Source organism: Pseudomonas sp. 21LCFQ02 (assembly GCF_024129895.2).
In the GTDB taxonomy this organism is placed as follows: Bacteria; Pseudomonadota; Gammaproteobacteria; order Pseudomonadales; family Pseudomonadaceae; genus Aquipseudomonas.
In genome coordinates this window covers 3,155,644-3,173,128 of the sequence record NZ_CM178749.1, presented here as the reverse complement: position 1 = coordinate 3,173,128, position 17,485 = coordinate 3,155,644, and the positions used below count along the sequence as shown (strand labels likewise).

The following is a 17,485-nucleotide window of genomic DNA, read 5'->3' as shown; positions in this document are numbered from 1 at the left end:
GCACTGACTGCGCCGCCAATTGATTTACAGCCACTGCGACCATGGTCGGCGCTGACTTGCCACGAGCCACGTGCCAGACTCTCAGACCAGATTGCGTTCCATTTCTGCTCCGGAGTTTCCATGTCGTTGTCCAGCGGCCTTATTGCGGTCGTCGCCCTGTCCTATATGGCGATCATGTTCGCCATCGCCTTCTATGGCGACCGCTACAGCAATGCCCTGCGCCCGACCCAGCGGGCCTGGGTGTACAGCCTGTCGCTGGCGGTGTATTGCACCAGCTGGACCTTCTTCGGCGCAGTGGGCCAGGCCGCCGAGCAGCTATGGTCGTTCCTGCCAATTTATCTCGGACCTATCGTGCTGATGCTGCTGGCGCCCTGGGTGCTGCAGAAGATGGTGCTGATCAGCAAGCAGGAGAACATCACCTCGATTGCCGACTTCATCGCCGCACGGTATGGCAAATCCCAGCCACTGGCGGTGATGGTGGCGGTGATCTGCCTGGTCGGCATGCTGCCCTATATCGCCTTGCAGCTAAAAGGCATCGTGCTGGGGGTGAATATCCTGATCGGCGCCGGGCCCGACTCGACCGGCACCAGCGCCCAGGACACCGCACTGGTGGTGTCGCTGGTCCTGGCCTTGTTCACCATCGTGTTCGGCGCGCGCAATCTGGACATCACCGAACACCACCGGGGCATGGTCCTGGCGATTGCCTTCGAAGCGGTGATCAAGCTGCTGGCGTTCATGGCCGTCGGGGTGTTCGTCACCTACAGCATGTATGACGGTTTCGACGACCTGCTCAGCCAGGCACGTACGGCCCCGCAACTGGAAGCCTACTGGCAGGAGACCATCAACTGGCCGGCGATGATCGTGCAGACCGGGGTGGCGATGATGGCCATTGTCTGCCTGCCGCGGCAGTTTCACGTGACGGTGGTGGAAAACATCGAGCCTGGCGACCTGAACCTGGCCAAATGGGTATTTCCTGCTTACCTGGCGCTGGCTGCGCTGTTCGTGATCCCCATCGCCCTGGCCGGGCAGATGATGCTGCCCGACGGGGTGCTACCCGACTCGTTTGTAATCAGCCTGCCGCTGGGCCACGCCCACCCTGCCCTGGCCTTGCTGGCCTTCATCGGTGGCGCTTCGGCGGCCACCGGCATGGTGATCGTCGCCAGCGTGGCGTTGTCGACCATGGTGTCCAACGACATGCTGCTGCCATGGCTGCTGCGGCGCAAAAATGCCGAGCGGCCGTTCGAAGCCTTCCGCCACTGGATGCTCACCGTGCGTCGGGTGAGCATCGTGGTGATTCTGCTGCTGGCCTACGTCAGCTATCGCATGCTGGGCTCCACCGCCAGCCTGGCGACCATCGGCCAGATCGCCTTTGCGGCCATCACCCAACTGGCGCCGGCGATGTTCGGCGCGCTGTACTGGAAACAGGCCAACCGCCGTGGCGTGTTCGCCGGCCTGGCCACGGGTATTTTCCTGTGGTTCTACACCCTGGTGCTGCCGGTGATTGCCCACAGCATGGGCTGGGCACTGGAGAGTTTCCCGCTGCTGGCCTGGCTGCACAACAACCCCTTTAATCTGCCGATCAGCCCGCTGACCCAGGGTGTGGTGCTGTCGATGACCGGTAACTGCATCCTGTTCGCCTGGGTCTCGATCCTCTCGCGCCCACGGGTCACCGAACACTGGCAGGCCGGGCGCTTCATCGGCCAGCAGACCCAGGCCCGCTCCGGCAGCCGTTCGCTGCTGTCGGTGCAAGTTGAAGACCTGCTGCATCTGTCGTCGCGCTTCGTCGGTGACGACCGGGCGCACAAAAGCTTCCTGCGCTTCGCCTTCACCCAGGGCCAGGACTTCAACCCTGGCCAGAACGCCAACGGCGAATGGATCGCCCATACCGAACGCCTGCTGGCCGGTGTGCTGGGCACATCCTCGGCACGCGCGGTGGTCAAGGCAGCCATCGAAGGCCGCGAGATGCAACTTGAGGACGTGGTGCGCATCGCCGACGAAGCCTCGGAAGTGCTGGAGTTCAACCGTGCCCTGTTGCAAGGCGCCATCGAGAACATCACCCAGGGCATCAGTGTGGTCGACCAGTCGCTGCGCCTGGTGGCCTGGAACCGTCGCTACCTGGAGCTGTTCGACTACCCCGAGGGTTTGATCGGGGTCGGCCGGCCGATTGCCGACATCATTCGCTTCAACGCCGAGCGCGGCCTGTGCGGCCCTGGCGAGGCCGAAGTCCACGTGGCCAGGCGTCTGCACTGGATGCGCCAGGGCCGTGCGCACACCTCCGAACGGCTGTTCCCCAATGGTCAGGTGATCGAACTGATCGGCAACCCGATGCCCGGTGGCGGTTTCGTCATGAGTTTTACCGACATCACCGCGTACCGCGAGGCGGAAAAGGTCCTCAAGGACGTCAATGAGAGCCTTGAACAACGGGTCACCGAGCGCACCCATGAACTGTCACAGCTCAACCAGGCACTGGGCGAGGCCAAGGCACATGCCGAGTCGGCCAACGAATCGAAAAGCCGCTTTCTGGCCGCCGTCAGCCATGACCTGATGCAACCGCTCAATGCTGCGCGGCTGTTTTCCGCCGCGCTGTCGGCGCAGCAGGAAGGCATTTCCTGCGACGCTCAGCAACTGATCCAGCACCTGGACAGCTCATTGCGCTCAGCCGAAGACCTGATCAGCGATCTGCTGGATATTTCGCGCCTGGAAAACGGCAAGATTGCCCCGGATCGTCAGCCCTTTGCCCTCAACAGCCTGTTTGACACACTCGGCACCGAGTTCAAGGCTTTGGCTCAGGACCAAGGCATCCAGTTCAGGGTGCGGGGCAGCGCGTTGCGGGTCGACAGTGATATCAAGCTGCTGCGCCGGGTTTTGCAGAACTTCCTGACCAACGCCTTCCGTTATGCCAAAGGCCCGGTGTTGCTGGGTGTGAGGCGTCGCGGCCGGCATCTGAACCTTGAGGTCTGGGATCGCGGGCCAGGCATTGCGCAGGACAAGCTGCGGGTGATTTTCGAGGAGTTCAAGCGTCTGGATAGCCATCAGACCCGCGCCGAAAAAGGCCTGGGGCTGGGGCTGGCGATTGCCGATGGCTTGTGCCGGGTGCTTGATCATCCGTTGCAGGTTCGCTCATGGCCGGGCCGTGGCAGTGTGTTCAGTGTGCAGGTGCCACTGGCCGAGACTCAGCCGCTGGCGCAGGCGGTGGTGGTCGAGGCGGACAAGCCGCCGCTCAATGGAACGCAGGTACTGTGTGTCGATAACGAAGACAGCATTTTGATCGGCATGCAGAGCCTGTTGAGTCGCTGGGGTTGTCAGGTGTGGACCGCGCGCAATCGCAGTGAGTGTCAGGCGTTGCTGGACACGGGGGTCCGGCCGCACCTGGCGCTGGTCGATTACCACCTGGATGACGGTGAGACCGGCGCTGAGTTAATGGCCTGGTTACGCACGCGGCTGGGTGAGCCGGTGCCGGGGGTGGTGATCAGTGCCGATGGTCGCCAGGAGTTGATTGCGCAGGTGCATGCAGCCGGGCTGGATTACCTGCCCAAGCCGGTCAAGCCTGCGGCGTTGCGGGCGTTGTTGAGTCGGCATGTGGATTTGCATTGAGGATATAGGGCTCAACCGCAGGACTAATGATCAACGCGGTCTCTGCGGGAACGAGTTCGCTCGTGAAGAGGCCGGTAAAATTCATACATCTATTGTGAATGTGCTGCACTCTTCGCTAGCACGGCGATCTTTCGATCAATGGAAAATCCAATACCGAGTTGCTTGAGACGCAGGTTTCGCCCTGCTGGGCGAGTTACTTTGGAGCGCCAACGTAACCAAAATGCTTGCGACGGCTAGTCCCGCTTCAAGCGGGATTCGAAGAGCAAAAGCAGAAGCAAGATCAACAGCAACGGCGACCTTTGTCGGCCGCTCGATTCAGTGCCCTCTGCGGTAGGGAAATACGTCGATCACGTTGCCGGCGCGGATGTCGGTTTGAACGCTTTGCCACCAGTGGGCATCGAACAGTTCGCCATGCAGGCGGGTAAAAAGCTGGCGTTGTTCGCGGTCGGCGAACAGGAAGGTAGGGAACTCTTCGGGAAAAACGTCGTGGGGGCCGACGGCGTACCAAGGCTCAGCGGCCCATTCATCTTCCGGGGTGCGCGGTGCAGGGATGCGGCGGAAGTTGACCTGGGTGAGCAGGCTGATTTCGTCGTAGTCGTAGAACACCACCCGACCATGACGGGTGACACCGAAGTTTTTCAGCAGCATGTCGCCGGGAAAGATGTTCGCCGCTGCCAGTTGGCGGATCGCCAGGCCGTAGTCGTCCAGTACTTCATGTCGCTGCGCCGCGCTGGCCTGCTCCAGATACAGGTTCAACGGCATCATCCGCCGTTCGGTCCAGCAATGGCGGATCAGCACCGTATCACCATCCACCACCTGGACAGTCGACGGCGCTGCCAACAGCAGTTCGGTCAGGCAGGCAGGTTCGAAGCTGGTCAAGGCAAAGCGAAAATCGGCAAATTCCTGGGTGTCGGCCGTGCGGCCGACCCGGTCGCTGTTTTTTACCAGCCGGTAACGGTCGATCACCGTGGCACGGTCAACCAGCTTGGCCGGCGCAAAGCGGTCGCGGATGATCTTGAACACGGTATTGAAGCCAGGCAGGGTAAATACGCTCATGACCATGCCCGGAACACCCGGGGCCATGACAAAACGGTCGTCAGTGCGATTGAGATGACGAATCAGCGCCCGATAGAACTCCGACTTGCCCTGCTTGTAGAAGCCGATCGAGCTGTACAGCTCGGCCAGGTGCTTGCCCGGCAGGATGCGCTTGAGAAACGCCACGAACTGCCTGGGCACCCGCACATCAACCATGAAGTATGAGCGAGTGAAGGAGAAGATGATCGACACCTCGGCCTCGTCGACAATCAGGGTGTCGATCCGCAGGCCCTCGCCTTGGTGGTGCAGCAGGGCAATCACCAACGGCCAGTGTTCATCTGCGGTAAACAGCCGGCCTACCAGGTACGCGCCCTTGTTGCGGTAGAACACGCAGGTAAACAGTTCGATACACAGCTCAGGGTCGCGCACCACCCAGTCCGGCAAGTTGGCTTGCAGCAGCGCCTCAAGGCGCAGCAGGTCTGCGTCCAGGTCGCAGTAAGGGACCTTGAAGCGGTAATCATTGAAAATCCTGCGCAGCAGCACGGGCAGGTTGCCATTGGGCCAGTAACGCCGGATCTGCGCGAGCTCAGGCTTGCCCCGTAACGGCGGACAAGTGCTGTGCACGAACATGCAGCCATCGCTGATCAGGTCATGACTGAATAACCCGCAGAACACCGAGTTGAACCAGGTCTCGGCCAGTTCGCCGTCGCGGCGCGGGGCGATCAGGCTGGTGAACAGGGTCTTGATCAGGGGCCATCCCCTCACCCCCGGCCAGCGCTCACCGGCAAAGCGCCGGCGCAGCCGGACAATGGTGCGATTGACCTGAACTTCATAGAGTTCGATGCGCTGCGCGGAGGCATCCTGAATGGCTTGCCAGCGCGCTTGCTCGAAGCGTTGCCGGGCAGTGCCGGTGATGCGCCGGAAATGCCTGCGGTAATCGTCAAAGCCGGCCAGGATCAGCCGGGCGATGGCCTGCGCGAGGGGGTGGGGAGGCACGGTCAATCCTCCAGAGCGCCCTCTATGGGGCACCCTATGGGCGTGAGTATCTGCCGGCCCCTACCCCGTTATCGGCTCAACCAAACAGCCAGTAACCCAGCAGGGTCAGCACCAGCACGGCCAGCACCGGGCGCAGGATGCGGTAGGCCTTGGGGTTGCTGCGCTTGAACTGCTTGACCTGAGTGCTGATCACGTTGCTGAAGCGCTTGCTGAAAGCATAGGCCTGGTTGATGCCGCCGACGCGCTCGTCGTCGAGATTCTGCGGCGCGGTGGCGCGGCCCAGAAAGGCGCTGACGCTGCGGTTGATGCGGGTCATCAGGTTGTTGGTCAGTGGCCGCTCGACATCACAGAACAGAATCACCCGGGTCACGCTGGTCTCGTTCTTGACCCAGTGCACGTAGGTTTCGTCGAACATCACGTCTTCACCGTCACGCCAGGCGTACTCCTCGCCATCGACGAAGATCCGGCAGGCGTCGGAGTTGGGCGTCGACAGGCCCAGGTGATAACGCAGCGAGCCGGCGAACGGGTCGCGGTGCGGGTTGAGGTGGCTGTCGCCAGGCAGCAAGGCGAACATTGCGCCCTTGACGTTGGGAATGCTGTTGACCAGCGCCACGGTTTGCGGGCACAGGGTTTCGGCCGACGGCAGGGCCTTGTCGTACCATTTCAGGTAAAACCGCTTCCAGCCTTTCTTGAAGAACGAGCCAAAACCGGCGTCGTTATCCTTGGCTGCCGCACGGATGTAACCCTCGTCGAACAGGCGCATGGCCTCTTCACGAATGACTTGCCAGTTGTCCTTGAGCACATCGAGCTCAGGAAACTCGCGGCGGTCCAGGTATGGCTTGGACGGTACTTTGGAAAACAGGTACATCAGGCTGTTGTAAGGAGCGAACAACGCCGAATGATTGACAAACTGACGCAGCAGCGGCAGGCGTGCCCGGCCACGCAGGTGGACGTACAGCGTGCTGCCCACGAACAACAGCAGGATCGACGCCTTTACAGCGAACGATAGGGTCATGGAGCTCTCCTTGAAAACCAACGGGCGGCCTTTGGATCAAGGCCGCCCGTCAGTTCGGGTCGTAAGGCCGGTACGCACCGGCCAGAAGTTCTTCAGCGCATCAAGCGCTTAACAAGTCGGCCATCATAAACCTTTGACCGACCGGCAAGAAACTCACTGCTGCAATTGCTGGTCGGTGAACAGGTCGCTGAACAGCATGCTCGACAGGTAGCGCTCGCCCGAGTCGGGCAGGATCACCACCAGGGTCTTGCCCTGCATCTCGGGCTTTTCAGCCAGCCGCACGGCAGCGGCCATGGCAGCACCGCAGGAAATACCGCACAGGATGCCCTCTTCCTGCATCAGGCGCAGGGCCATGCTCTTGGCTTCGTCTTCGCTGACAGACTCGACGCGGTCGAGCAGCGACAGATCGAGGTTGTTCGGGATGAACCCGGCGCCGATGCCCTGAATCTTGTGCGGGGCCGGCTTGATTTCTTCACCAGCCAGCGCCTGGGCGATGATCGGCGAGGTCTCAGGCTCGACCGCCACCGACAGGATCGGCTTGCCAGCGGTTTGTTTGATGTAGCGCGAGACGCCGGTGATGGTGCCGCCGGTACCAACACCCGCGACCAGCACGTCGATCGCGCCGTCGGTATCAGCCCAGATTTCCGGGCCGGTGGTTTTCTCGTGAATCGCCGGGTTGGCCGGGTTGTCGAACTGCGCTGGCATGAAGTACTCGCCGGGGTTGGCCGCCAGCAACTCTTCAGCCTTGGCAATCGCGCCTTTCATGCCCTTGGCAGGCTCGGTCAACACCAGCTCTGCGCCGAGCGCCTTGAGCACTTTGCGACGCTCCAGGCTCATGGAGGACGGCATGGTCAGGATCAGCTTGTAGCCCCGCGCCGCTGCAACGAAGGCCAGACCAATGCCGGTGTTGCCGGAAGTCGGTTCGACAATGGTCATGCCCGGCTTGAGTTTGCCGCTGCTCTCGGCGTCCCAGACCATGTTCGCGCCGATCCGGCATTTGACCGAATAGCCAGGGTTGCGACCTTCGATCTTGGCCAGGATGGTCACGCCGCGCGGCGCTATCCGGTTGATCTGCACCAGCGGCGTATTGCCGATGGAGTGGGCATTGTCTGCATAGATCCGGCTCATGACGGTGTCCTTGTTGCAAAGGCATTTGAGAAAGACCCAACAGCCTATGCGCAAGGCTGTTTTGCGTCCAGTCACAGCGAAACGATTGATCTTGACGGCAGTCAACTCTCAACAGCCTGTTAACCGTCTTTTCGAGGCCAATACCATGAAACGTCGCTACCGCTGGCCATTATGGACTCTGGCCGGTCTGGCCAGCCTGCTGCTGGCCCTGCACCTGGCCCTGCCTTATCTGGTGCGCGACTACCTGAACGACAAGCTGGCAGACATGGGCGATTACCGTGGCCGCATCGCCGATGTCGAGCTGGCCTGGTGGCGCGGCGCCTATCGGATCAAGGCGCTGCAGATCGTCAAGGTCGACGGCAAAGTGCCGGTGCCGTTTCTGCAGGCGCCGCTGATCGAACTGGCCATAAGCTGGCGCTCGCTGTGGCAGGATCATGCCGTGGTCGGTGAGGTGATTTTCAGCGAACCGCAACTCAACTTCGTCGACGGCGGCCAAGACCGCAGCGCTTCGCAGACCGGTCAGGGCACCGACTGGCGGGCGCAACTGGATAAAGTCCTGCCGTTCACCCTCAACGAGTTGCGCATCGATAACGGCCAGATCACCTTCAATAACTTCAGTACTACACCGAAAGTGCGTATCGAGGCCGATCAGGTCAACGCCAGCCTGTACAACCTGACCAACGTGGTCGACCTGCAGGGCCCTCGGGACGCACGCTTCGAAGGCAAGGCCCGGCTGTTGCAGAGCGCCCGCCTTGAAAGCACCGCCACGTTCGATCCGATGAACAACTTTCAGGACTTTGACTTTCGGCTGCGCGCCACCGGCATAGAGCTCAAACGCATGAACGACTTTGCCTCGGCCTATGGCAAGTTCGACTTCAACGCCGGGCACGGCGATCTGGTCATCGAAGCCCAGGCGGTCGACGGCCGGCTGGACGGCTATATCAAGCCCTTGCTGCGCGACGTCGAGGTGTTCAACTGGCAGCAGGACGTCGAGAACCAGAACAAGGGCTTGTTGCGCTCGGTCTGGGAGGCCCTGGTCGGCGCCAGTGAAACCGTGCTCAAAAACCAGCAAAAGAACCAGTTCGCGACCCGTGTAGCGCTGTCTGGCAGCGTCAAGCAGCAGAACATCAGTGGCTTGCAGGCGTTCTGGGGGATTTTGCGCAATGGCTTTATCCAGGCCTTCAATGCCCGATATGAAGGCACCGATGCGCAGTGATACAGGCTATATTCATCCCTTTGCCCGGGTTACGAGGATCCATCAACGATGAAGTTCGAAGGCACCGCCACCTACGTCGCCACCGACGACCTCAAACTGGCGGTCAACGCCGCCGTCACTCTGGAGCGACCGTTGCTGGTCAAAGGCGAGCCAGGCACCGGCAAGACCTTGCTGGCCGAGCAGTTGGCCGAATCCTTTGGCGCACGGCTGATCACCTGGCACATCAAGTCCACCACCAAGGCCCATCAGGGCTTGTACGAGTACGATGCGGTCAGCCGCCTGCGCGACTCGCAACTGGGCGTGGACAAGGTTCACGACGTGCGTAACTACCTGAAAAAGGGCAAGCTCTGGGAAGCCTTCGAAGCACCCGAGCGGGTGATTCTGCTGATCGACGAGATCGACAAGGCCGATATCGAGTTTCCTAACGACCTGCTGCAAGAACTCGACCGCATGGAGTTCTACGTCTACGAGACCGACGAGACCATCAAGGCCCGGCACCGGCCGATCATCATCATTACCTCCAATAACGAGAAAGAACTGCCCGACGCCTTTCTGCGCCGCTGCTTCTTCCATTACATCGCCTTCCCCGACCGCCAGACACTGCAAAAGATCGTCGATGTGCACTTCCCGAACATCAAGCAAAGCCTGGTCAGCGAAGCGCTGGATGTGTTTTTCGATGTGCGCAAAGTGCCGGGCCTCAAGAAGAAGCCCTCGACCTCGGAACTGGTCGACTGGCTGAAGCTGTTGATGGCCGACGAGATTGGCGAAGAAGTGCTGCGCGAGCGCAATCCGACCAAGGCCATTCCACCGCTGGCCGGTGCCCTGGTGAAGAACGAGCAGGATGTGCAATTGCTCGAACGCCTGGCGTTCATGAGCCGGCGCGGCAACCGCTGAACAAAGGCCCTCGCCATGCTGATCAATCTGTTTAACGAAATGCGTGCCGCAAAAGTACCGGTGTCGTTGCGCGAACTGCTGGACCTGATCGAGGCCCTGCAACAACGTGTGGTGTTTGCCGATATCGACGAGTTCTACTTTCTGGCCCGCACCATTCTGGTCAAGGACGAGCGCCACTTTGACAAGTTCGACCGGGCTTTTAGCGCTTACTTCAATGGCCTGCAGGATCTTGATGACGCGTTGCAGGCGCTGATTCCCGAAGACTGGTTGCGCAAGGAATTCGAACGTTCGCTGACGCCTGAAGAGCGGGCGCAGATCCAGTCACTCGGAGGCCTGGACAAACTGCTGGAGGCGTTCAAGCAGCGCCTGGCCGAACAGAAAGAGCGCCACGCTGGCGGCAACAAGTGGATCGGCACCGGCGGCACCAGCCCGTTTGGCTCCGGAGGCTATCACCCCGAAGGCATCCGGGTGGGCGATGCCGGGCAGCGTCAGGGCAAGGCGGTCAAAGTCTGGGACCAACGCGAGTACCGCAACCTCGATGATCAGGTCGAGCTGGGCACCCGCAACCTGAAAGTCGCACTGCGAAGGCTGCGCAAGTTCGCCCGTGAGGGGGCGGCCGAAGAGCTGGACCTCGATGGCACTATCGAACACACCGCCCGCGATGCGGGACTGCTGAACATCCAGATGCGCCCGGAGCGACGCAACGCCGTGAAACTGCTGTTGCTGTTCGACATTGGCGGCTCGATGGATGCGCATGTGAAGGTTTGCGAAGAGCTGTTCTCGGCGTGCAAGACCGAGTTCAAGCACCTGGAGTATTACTATTTCCACAACTTCGTTTATGAAACGCTGTGGAAGGATAATCAGCGGCGCAATGCCGAGCGCATCGCCACCCAGGACGTGCTGCATACCTATGGCGCCGATTACAAAGTGATCTTCGTCGGTGATGCGTCCATGGCACCTTATGAGATCACGCATGCCGGTGGCAGCGTCGAACACTGGAACGAGGAGCCGGGCCATCTGTGGATGCAGCGGTTCATGAGCAAGTTCAAAAAGCTGGTGTGGATCAATCCTTACCCGAAGAACGTCTGGGATTACACGACCTCGACGCACATTGTGCGCGACCTGGTAGAGCAGCGGATGTATCCGCTGACCCTGGAAGGGCTGGAGGAAGGGATTCGCTATTTGGCCAAGTAAGAGCGGCCGATCCGGTTCAGCCGGGAAGCCTTCGCGGCTAAAGCCGCTCCTACGGGGCCGTGTTTGCTGCGCGACAGCTCGGCGCCGAGGCGGCGGGCGATCTCCTGCGGACAATCACCAGCGTTTTGCTCAACGCCACTCGGCGCGCATTTTCGGTTTGCGCCGGCCGCCGTTGACCACCCAGCCCAGCAGCAGGAACAGGCCTTCAACCAGGAAGGTGAGGATCACCGCGCTGGCGATACCCCAGCCGATCACCACGGGGGTGAGCAGCAGTTGCCAGGTGTAGCCATCAAGGGTTTCGCGGCGGATGTCAGGGTCGGCGGCAGTCGCGACGTGCCAGGCTTTGCCGGCCATGGAGCCTTGCAGGCCCAGCCATTGACGCTCCAGTACCTGGGTGCGGCTGAGCAGGTTTTCGATGTTGCTGGCGTCGTTGCGAAACACCGGGTCTTCGCTGTTGCGGTAGTGCTGGATCAGTGCCTGAATATCACCGTTGAAGAACTGCTGCGCGGTCGCTTTGAAGCCCTTGATCGCCTGCTGCGCCTCGATCAGGTGCGCCTCGACCCGCTTGCTGTAATCACTGATGAAACCTGGCGCCTGGACGCCGAACAACAGTGCGGTGGTGAACAGAACCAGTCGCAGGTAACTACGCAGCATCGATATCCCTCTTTTTGATTTTTTGGCGGGTCGGTCGTTCAAAGCAGGTATTACGGTGTTGCGGTGGTGCCGTGGGTGACACACTCCCCCTTGCGCCACAGCCCCCACTGGCCCGGTTCGTAACCGGTCCAGGTCTCATTCTCGGTCAAGGCTTCGGTGGCGATCACGGTGACCACGTCGTGGGGCGTTGTTTCAGCCTGGAAATCGACGATCACATCGACATCCTTCAACCGCGCAGGGCCAAATGGCGCCCGTCGGGTAATGTGCACCAGCTTGGTGGAACAAAAGCAAAATAGCCAGTCGCCATCACTCAGCAAGCCATTGAATACCCCTTTGCCACGGTACTCGTTGCAGGCCTCTACCAGCGTTGGCAAAAGCTGCTCGATTTCCACGGGCTCAGGGTACGCCTCGCGAATGCGGTTAAGCAGGTCGCAGAACGCCGCTTCGCTGTCAGTATCGCCCACCGGCCTATAGAAACTGTGCTGCGGATTGAAATCCGCCAGCTGGCCATTGTGGGCAAAGCACCAGTTCCGGCCCCACAGTTCACGTACAAACGGGTGCGTGTTGGACAGGCAGACTTTGCCGACGTTGGCCTGGCGGATATGGCCGATCACCACTTCGCTCTTGATCGGATAACGCTGTACCAACTGCGCGACTTCCGACTCGCTGCTGGCCGCCGGATCCTGAAACAGGCGCAGGCCGCGCCCCTCATAAAAACCGATGCCCCAGCCATCACGGTGCGGACCGGTGCGGCCGCCGCGCTGCATCAGGCCGGTAAAGCTGAAAACGATATCAGTCGGGACATTGGCACTCATGCCCAGCAGTTCACACATGTTCAGGTACTCGCTTCAAAACATTGCCTGCGCAGGCGTACAGCCGGCGCGCCCCCACGAAGCGAACGGTTACAGCCGCGGCTCGACCCGGGTGCGCAGCGTCGACGCCGGTTCCGGGCTGCGGCCGTAAAGCTCACTCTTGCCGAACGGCTCATCATCCTCGTCATCCTGCGCAGCGGCCTGTTGCTTGCGGGCTTCAAGCTGCTCCTGGCGTGCCTTGCGGCTTTTTTCGATGGGCATGCGCACCAGCACGAACACCAGGTAAGCAATGAACGCACACAGACCATACATGGCAAGGTCGAGCACCGCCGTCCAGACATTGCTGCCCACCTTGAACAGCAGATCCAGTGCCGAAATAGCCACCGCCGGCGCGTAAAGATCACGTGCCGGATCAACCACGGTCGGGGTAAACAGCAGCACCGCGCCAATCACCCGCAGCGGCTCCTTGAGGTAGCGCCACATCCAGCCGGTCATTACAAACAGCACCAGCAGGCAGCCCAATGCAGCAACGGCGTAGAGACCCCAGGCGATCAGATAGTCATGTTCAGTCATGTGGTGCGTGGTCAGCCAGTCAAATAGACGCTTATGATAACGGCTTTTCACGGCCCCGGCGCGTCCGGCATGTGAACCACGTTTTATCCAGGAGAGCCCGGCATGACTTCACCTACTACCTGCGCCAGCGCCCCTGTAGCCCGTAAGGCCGATGGCCAGGACCCTTATGTCTGGCTGCAAGAGCGCGACAGCACTGAAGTACTCGATTACCTGAAAGCCGAAAACGCTTATACCGATGCACAGCTAGGCGACCAACAGGCTCTGCGCGAGGCGCTGTTTGAAGAAATCAAGGCGCGCATCCAGGAGACCGACCTGTCGCTGCCCTCGCCCTGGGGCCCGTACCTGTATTACACCCGCACCACCGCCGGCGACGAATACGCGCGCCATTACCGCTGCGCACGCCCGGCCGACGGCTCCCATCAGCCAGACGAACCCACCGAACAGCTGTTGCTGGACCCGAACGTACTGGCCAACGGTGGCTTCCTGTCGCTGGGCAGCTTCAGCATCAGCCCTGACCACCGCCGTCTGGCCTACAGCCTGGACACCTCGGGCGATGAGATCTACCAGTTGTTCGTCAAGGAACTGGACAGCGGCGAGGTGCACAGCCTGCCCTTCGAGGACTGCGACGGGAGCATGACCTGGGCCAATGACAGCCAGACCCTGTTCTTCGCAACGCTGGACGACACGCACAGGCCCTGGAAGCTCCATCGCCATCGTTTGGGCGAGGCAAATGCCGAGGAGGTGTTCTGCGAGCCGGACGGGCGTTTTTTCCTGCAATGCGCACGCAGCAGCTCGGAGCGCCAGTTGCTGCTGCAACTGGGCAGCAAGACCACCAGCGAAGCCTGGGTACTGGACGCCGATCAGCCAGCGCAGGCGTTCACTTGCCTGGCACCACGGGTCGAAGGCCACGAATATGACGTCGATCATGGCCTGCTCGATGGCCAATGGACCTGGTTCATTCGCAGCAACCAGGACGGTATCAACTTCGCGCTTTACCAGGCACCGGCCACCGGTATTCCAGCCCGCGCCGACTGGCAGCCGCTGGTGCCCCACAGCGATACAGTGATGCTCGATGGCGTGACCCTCAATGCCAAAGCCATCACCCTGAGCCTGCGTGAAGGTGGCCTGCCAGTGATCGAGGTGCGCCCGCAGAACCTGCCGTCCTACCGCGTGCAGTTGCCTGATGCCGCCTACAGCCTGTACGTGCAGGACAGCCTGGAGTTCGACAGCGACCGTATTCGTCTGCGCTACCAGTCACTGAACCGCCCCTCTCAAGTACGCCAGTTGCAACTGGACAACGGCCATCAACAGGTACTCAAGCAGACCCCGGTACTCGGCGAGTTCGATGCCGATGCCTATGTGAGTCAGCGCCTCTGGGCAACCGCCGCCGACGGCACTCAAGTGCCGATCAGCCTGGTGGTGCGCCGTGACTGCCTGGGCCAGCCAACGCCGGTTTACCTGTATGGCTACGGCGCCTACGGCGCGAGCCTCGACCCGTGGTTTTCCCATGCCCGCCTGAGCCTGCTCGACCGCGGCGTAGCCTTTGCCATCGCCCACGTGCGTGGCGGCGGCGAGCTGGGCGAAGCCTGGTATCGCGCCGGCAAGCAGGAACACAAACACAACACCTTCGGCGACTTCATTGCCTGCGCCGAACACCTGATCGACAAAGGCCTGACCCGCGCCGGGCAACTGGTGATCAGCGGCGGTAGCGCTGGCGGGTTGTTGATCGGCGCGGTACTCAACCAGCGCCCTGAACTTTTCCGTGCGGCAATTGCCGAAGTGCCGTTTGTCGACGTGCTCAACACCATGCTCGACCCGGAGCTGCCGCTGACCGTCACCGAATACGACGAATGGGGTAATCCGCAAGAACCGCAAGTGTATGAGCGGATCAAAGCCTATGCGCCTTATGAAAACGTCCAGGCCCAGGCCTACCCGGCAACGCTGGTGATCGCCGGTTACAACGACAGCCGCGTGCAGTACTGGGAGGCAGCCAAGTGGGTGGCGCGGTTGCGTGAGCACAAGACCGACGACAACCTGCTGCTGCTCAAGACCGAGCTGGGCGCCGGCCATGGCGGCATGAGCGGCCGCTATCAGGGTCTGCGGGATGTGGCACTTGAATACGGTTTTGTGTTCAAAGTACTTGACCTGGCTGGTTGATAGCCGTGCTTTGCAGCCAGACCGTCGTCATCGGGCGCCTGGCTGCAACAAGCGTTGACCGTGAGCGTAAACCAATCAGAACAAGACCGAATCATGCCTGAACCGTCCAACATGAACACCGCGATTCACACCATGCTGCTCGACTGCGGGCTTTTTGATTCCGTGTCATCCAGCGAGTTGGCCAGCGTCGCCGGTTATTTCAGCATCACTGAATTCGACAAGGACCAGGTCATCTTCAATGAAGGCGACCCCGGAACCTTCATGTGCATCATTGACCAGGGCAACGTGGTGGTGCGCAAACTCAACCCCGACGGCCAGGCGGTGGATATCGCCAGCCTGCGCCGCGGCCGGGCGTTGGGCGAAATGGCGGTGCTCGATGGCGAACGTCGCTCGGCCAGTTGCATCGCTGCCAGCCACTGCCAGTTGCTGACCCTGGGGCGTGACTCGCTGGACAAGATGATCGACGAGGCGCCGAAGATTGCGGCAAAGATTATTCGCGCATTGGCGATTTCATTGTCCAGGCGGCTGCGCATGGTCGATGGGCAGTTGCTCGCGCAGCAGGTTTGACAGCCTGATAGACTGACGGCGTATTCCACACCTGCAGCAAGGCCATTGTATGAGCACGCCGTCGAACACTTCCAAACTGGACCGCATCCTCGCCGAAACCCAGCGCGAACGGGAAAAAGGCTACCGTGACAAGGCCCTGCGCATGTACCCGCATGTCTGCGGGCGCTGCGCCCGGGAGTTTTCCGGCAAGCGCCTGAGCGAATTGACGGTACACCATCGTGACCACAACCACGACAACAACCCCCAGGACGGCTCAAACTGGGAGTTGCTGTGCCTGTATTGCCATGACAACGAACATGCGCGATACACCGACCAGCAGTACTTCAGCGAAGACTCACTGAGCACACCGAAAATCGCCAAGGCCACGCATAACCCGTTTGCGGCGCTGGCAGGCTTGATGAAGAAGGATGAGTGAGCGCTGCACCTCTGTGCTGATCTGGCGCCACAGCGCGGGCTCGGCCCGAAGAACAACGGCAAAAACACAGCCGCTCATACTTTTTAGGTTTTGTACTAAAAGTCGGTGCCGGTAGCGTTTGCGCCATGATTGGCTGGCGGCCCGCATGGCTTGCCGCGACTCTTTGATTGTCCAAAGTATCGACAGCGGAGCATCAGTGAACGGATGTTTGGCTGGCCAGGAGCGTTGCGGCTATGGTCACCTTGGCCTGCCGCCTACTTTGTAGGCAGCAGTACTTTTTCTTACAGAACTCAAGAGCAGTCGCTGTTCACGATACGACCCTGCGCAGGGTCATTTTGCACTTTCGCCTATTACTTGTAGATCACTGATCTGCGCTTCAAGCTCGCTGGACTTCGTCCAACAAATAGCATTCCAGCCCGACTCAAGTGCAGCCTGAACATTAGCTGGAGTATCATCAATCAGGAGTAACTCCTCTGGTAGAAATCCGGACAACTCGGTGATCTTTTTATAAAACTCAAGGCTTGGCTTTCGCCAAGACAGCGCTGCGGAGTAAAAGATACCATCGCAGTAGTGATCCAGGCCAAGTGACGTCATTAAAAACTCTGCGCGTAGGTGTTCCTGATTGGACGCGAGAAATACTTTCACCCCACGACGACGATGACGGGCCAGGTCCGCCAGCAACCCGAGATTGAGCCGAGCATCGTTTTCAAACCAGTAATTCAATAATCTATGCGCAGAAAGGTTCGGAGCAATGTCTGCCAGCACCGAGGCAAGCCTCTCTTCAAGGGATAACTTGCCGGTAACTATGGCATCCCAGTAGGGCTCGAACAGCGCCTTATGAAGATCCGAGCTTGCCAGCCCGAGATCCTCTTCAAGTGATGAAGCCCAGCCTTGGCCGTCGGCGGGCCGACCATCGACGACGACACCATCCACATCAACCATAAAAGCCCGAATCAACGCAGCCTCCTTCATCGTGTCCCGGACTTCGCATTGCAAACAGATCCCGGTACATTCAATAGATATATCTTGCAAAAGGTCACCTCTAAAAACGTAGGCGAGGCAGCCTGCGCAAGGCAAAAAACGGCGAGGGAGCGGAGTTTACGGGTTGTAAATGAGCATCCTGAGCCGTTTTTTAACGCAGTGCTGGCAACGCAGGTCGTTTTTAGAGGTGCCCAAAACGCCAGCTTATGAGACCGACCTGGATAGGTATAAGACTTGTTATGCATAAGCTTAGA

At 60.3% G+C, this 17,485-nt stretch carries 14 protein-coding genes and 1 pseudogene; 8 read left to right on the top strand and 7 right to left on the bottom strand.

Annotated features, from left to right (window positions below):
* Positions 1 to 120 precede the first annotated feature (120 nt).
* Positions 121 to 3,594 (top strand): PAS domain-containing hybrid sensor histidine kinase/response regulator, encoded by a 3,474-nt coding sequence (locus tag NJC40_RS14230; RefSeq protein WP_045489063.1) that lies wholly within the window; start codon positions 121 to 123, stop codon positions 3,592 to 3,594.
* Positions 3,595 to 3,909: 315 nt separating this feature from the next.
* Here the strand turns inward: NJC40_RS14230 and aceK are convergent, their stop codons facing one another.
* From aceK to cysK, 3 genes are all read right to left on the bottom strand, one after another.
* Entirely contained in the window at positions 3,910 to 5,625 is a 1,716-nt protein-coding gene (gene aceK, locus NJC40_RS14225; protein WP_253142716.1) for a bifunctional isocitrate dehydrogenase kinase/phosphatase, read from the bottom strand.
* A 76-nt stretch (positions 5,626 to 5,701) separates the two neighbouring features.
* Positions 5,702 to 6,640: an aspartyl/asparaginyl beta-hydroxylase domain-containing protein gene (locus tag NJC40_RS14220; RefSeq protein ID WP_045489057.1), complete on the bottom strand. Its 939-nt coding sequence runs from the start codon at positions 6,638 to 6,640 to the stop codon at positions 5,702 to 5,704.
* Between the two features lie 153 nt (positions 6,641 to 6,793).
* Positions 6,794 to 7,768 (bottom strand): cysteine synthase A, encoded by a 975-nt coding sequence (gene cysK / locus NJC40_RS14215; RefSeq protein WP_045489054.1) that lies wholly within the window; start codon positions 7,766 to 7,768, stop codon positions 6,794 to 6,796.
* Positions 7,769 to 7,913: 145 nt separating this feature from the next.
* On the opposite strand from cysK, the gene NJC40_RS14210 reads away from it, so the two are divergent.
* From NJC40_RS14210 to NJC40_RS14200, 3 genes are read left to right on the top strand one after another with little or no spacing between them, the layout of a single operon-like run.
* Entirely contained in the window at positions 7,914 to 8,984 is a 1,071-nt protein-coding gene (locus NJC40_RS14210; protein WP_045489051.1) for an AsmA family protein, read from the top strand.
* A gap of 48 nt (positions 8,985 to 9,032) precedes the next feature.
* The gene (locus NJC40_RS14205) at positions 9,033 to 9,878 is read left to right on the top strand and encodes an AAA family ATPase (RefSeq protein WP_045489048.1); all 846 of its coding nucleotides are present in this window, start codon (positions 9,033 to 9,035) and stop codon (positions 9,876 to 9,878) included.
* A gap of 15 nt (positions 9,879 to 9,893) precedes the next feature.
* Positions 9,894 to 11,072, top strand: a complete 1,179-nt coding sequence (locus NJC40_RS14200; protein ID WP_253142715.1) for a vWA domain-containing protein — start codon at positions 9,894 to 9,896, stop codon at positions 11,070 to 11,072.
* A 129-nt stretch (positions 11,073 to 11,201) separates the two neighbouring features.
* On the opposite strand, the gene NJC40_RS14195 is transcribed toward NJC40_RS14200, so the two are convergent.
* The 3 genes from NJC40_RS14195 to NJC40_RS14185 all read right to left on the bottom strand — a co-directional run bounded on the left by NJC40_RS14195 (position 11,202) and on the right by NJC40_RS14185 (position 13,111).
* Positions 11,202 to 11,726, bottom strand: coding sequence for a DUF2937 family protein (locus NJC40_RS14195; RefSeq protein WP_045489043.1), 525 nt, complete (start codon positions 11,724 to 11,726; stop codon positions 11,202 to 11,204).
* A gap of 50 nt (positions 11,727 to 11,776) precedes the next feature.
* On the bottom strand, positions 11,777 to 12,559 hold the full coding sequence (locus NJC40_RS14190) for a class II glutamine amidotransferase (protein ID WP_045489041.1): 783 nt from the start codon (positions 12,557 to 12,559) through the stop codon (positions 11,777 to 11,779).
* A 69-nt stretch (positions 12,560 to 12,628) separates the two neighbouring features.
* The gene (locus NJC40_RS14185) at positions 12,629 to 13,111 is read right to left on the bottom strand and encodes an MFS transporter (protein WP_253142714.1); all 483 of its coding nucleotides are present in this window, start codon (positions 13,109 to 13,111) and stop codon (positions 12,629 to 12,631) included.
* A gap of 102 nt (positions 13,112 to 13,213) precedes the next feature.
* Here NJC40_RS14185 and NJC40_RS14180 point away from each other — a divergent pair, with 102 nt between their 5' ends.
* The 4 genes and pseudogenes from NJC40_RS14180 to NJC40_RS14165 all read left to right on the top strand — a co-directional run.
* On the top strand, positions 13,214 to 15,268 hold the full coding sequence (locus NJC40_RS14180; protein ID WP_253142713.1) for a S9 family peptidase: 2,055 nt from the start codon (positions 13,214 to 13,216) through the stop codon (positions 15,266 to 15,268).
* A 93-nt stretch (positions 15,269 to 15,361) separates the two neighbouring features.
* Positions 15,362 to 15,835, top strand: a complete 474-nt coding sequence (locus NJC40_RS14175) for a cyclic nucleotide-binding domain-containing protein (RefSeq protein ID WP_253142712.1) — start codon at positions 15,362 to 15,364, stop codon at positions 15,833 to 15,835.
* Between the two features lie 49 nt (positions 15,836 to 15,884).
* Positions 15,885 to 16,250: a YajD family HNH nuclease gene (locus tag NJC40_RS14170; RefSeq protein ID WP_045489033.1), complete on the top strand. Its 366-nt coding sequence runs from the start codon at positions 15,885 to 15,887 to the stop codon at positions 16,248 to 16,250.
* Positions 16,251 to 16,397: 147 nt separating this feature from the next.
* A pseudogene (locus NJC40_RS14165) lies at positions 16,398 to 16,528 on the top strand (IS5/IS1182 family transposase); the annotation flags it as partial.
* A gap of 52 nt (positions 16,529 to 16,580) precedes the next feature.
* On the opposite strand, the gene NJC40_RS14160 reads toward NJC40_RS14165, so the two are convergent.
* On the bottom strand, positions 16,581 to 17,282 hold the full coding sequence (locus NJC40_RS14160) for an HAD-IA family hydrolase (RefSeq protein ID WP_253142711.1): 702 nt from the start codon (positions 17,280 to 17,282) through the stop codon (positions 16,581 to 16,583).
* Between the last annotated feature and the right edge of the window lie 203 nt (positions 17,283 to 17,485).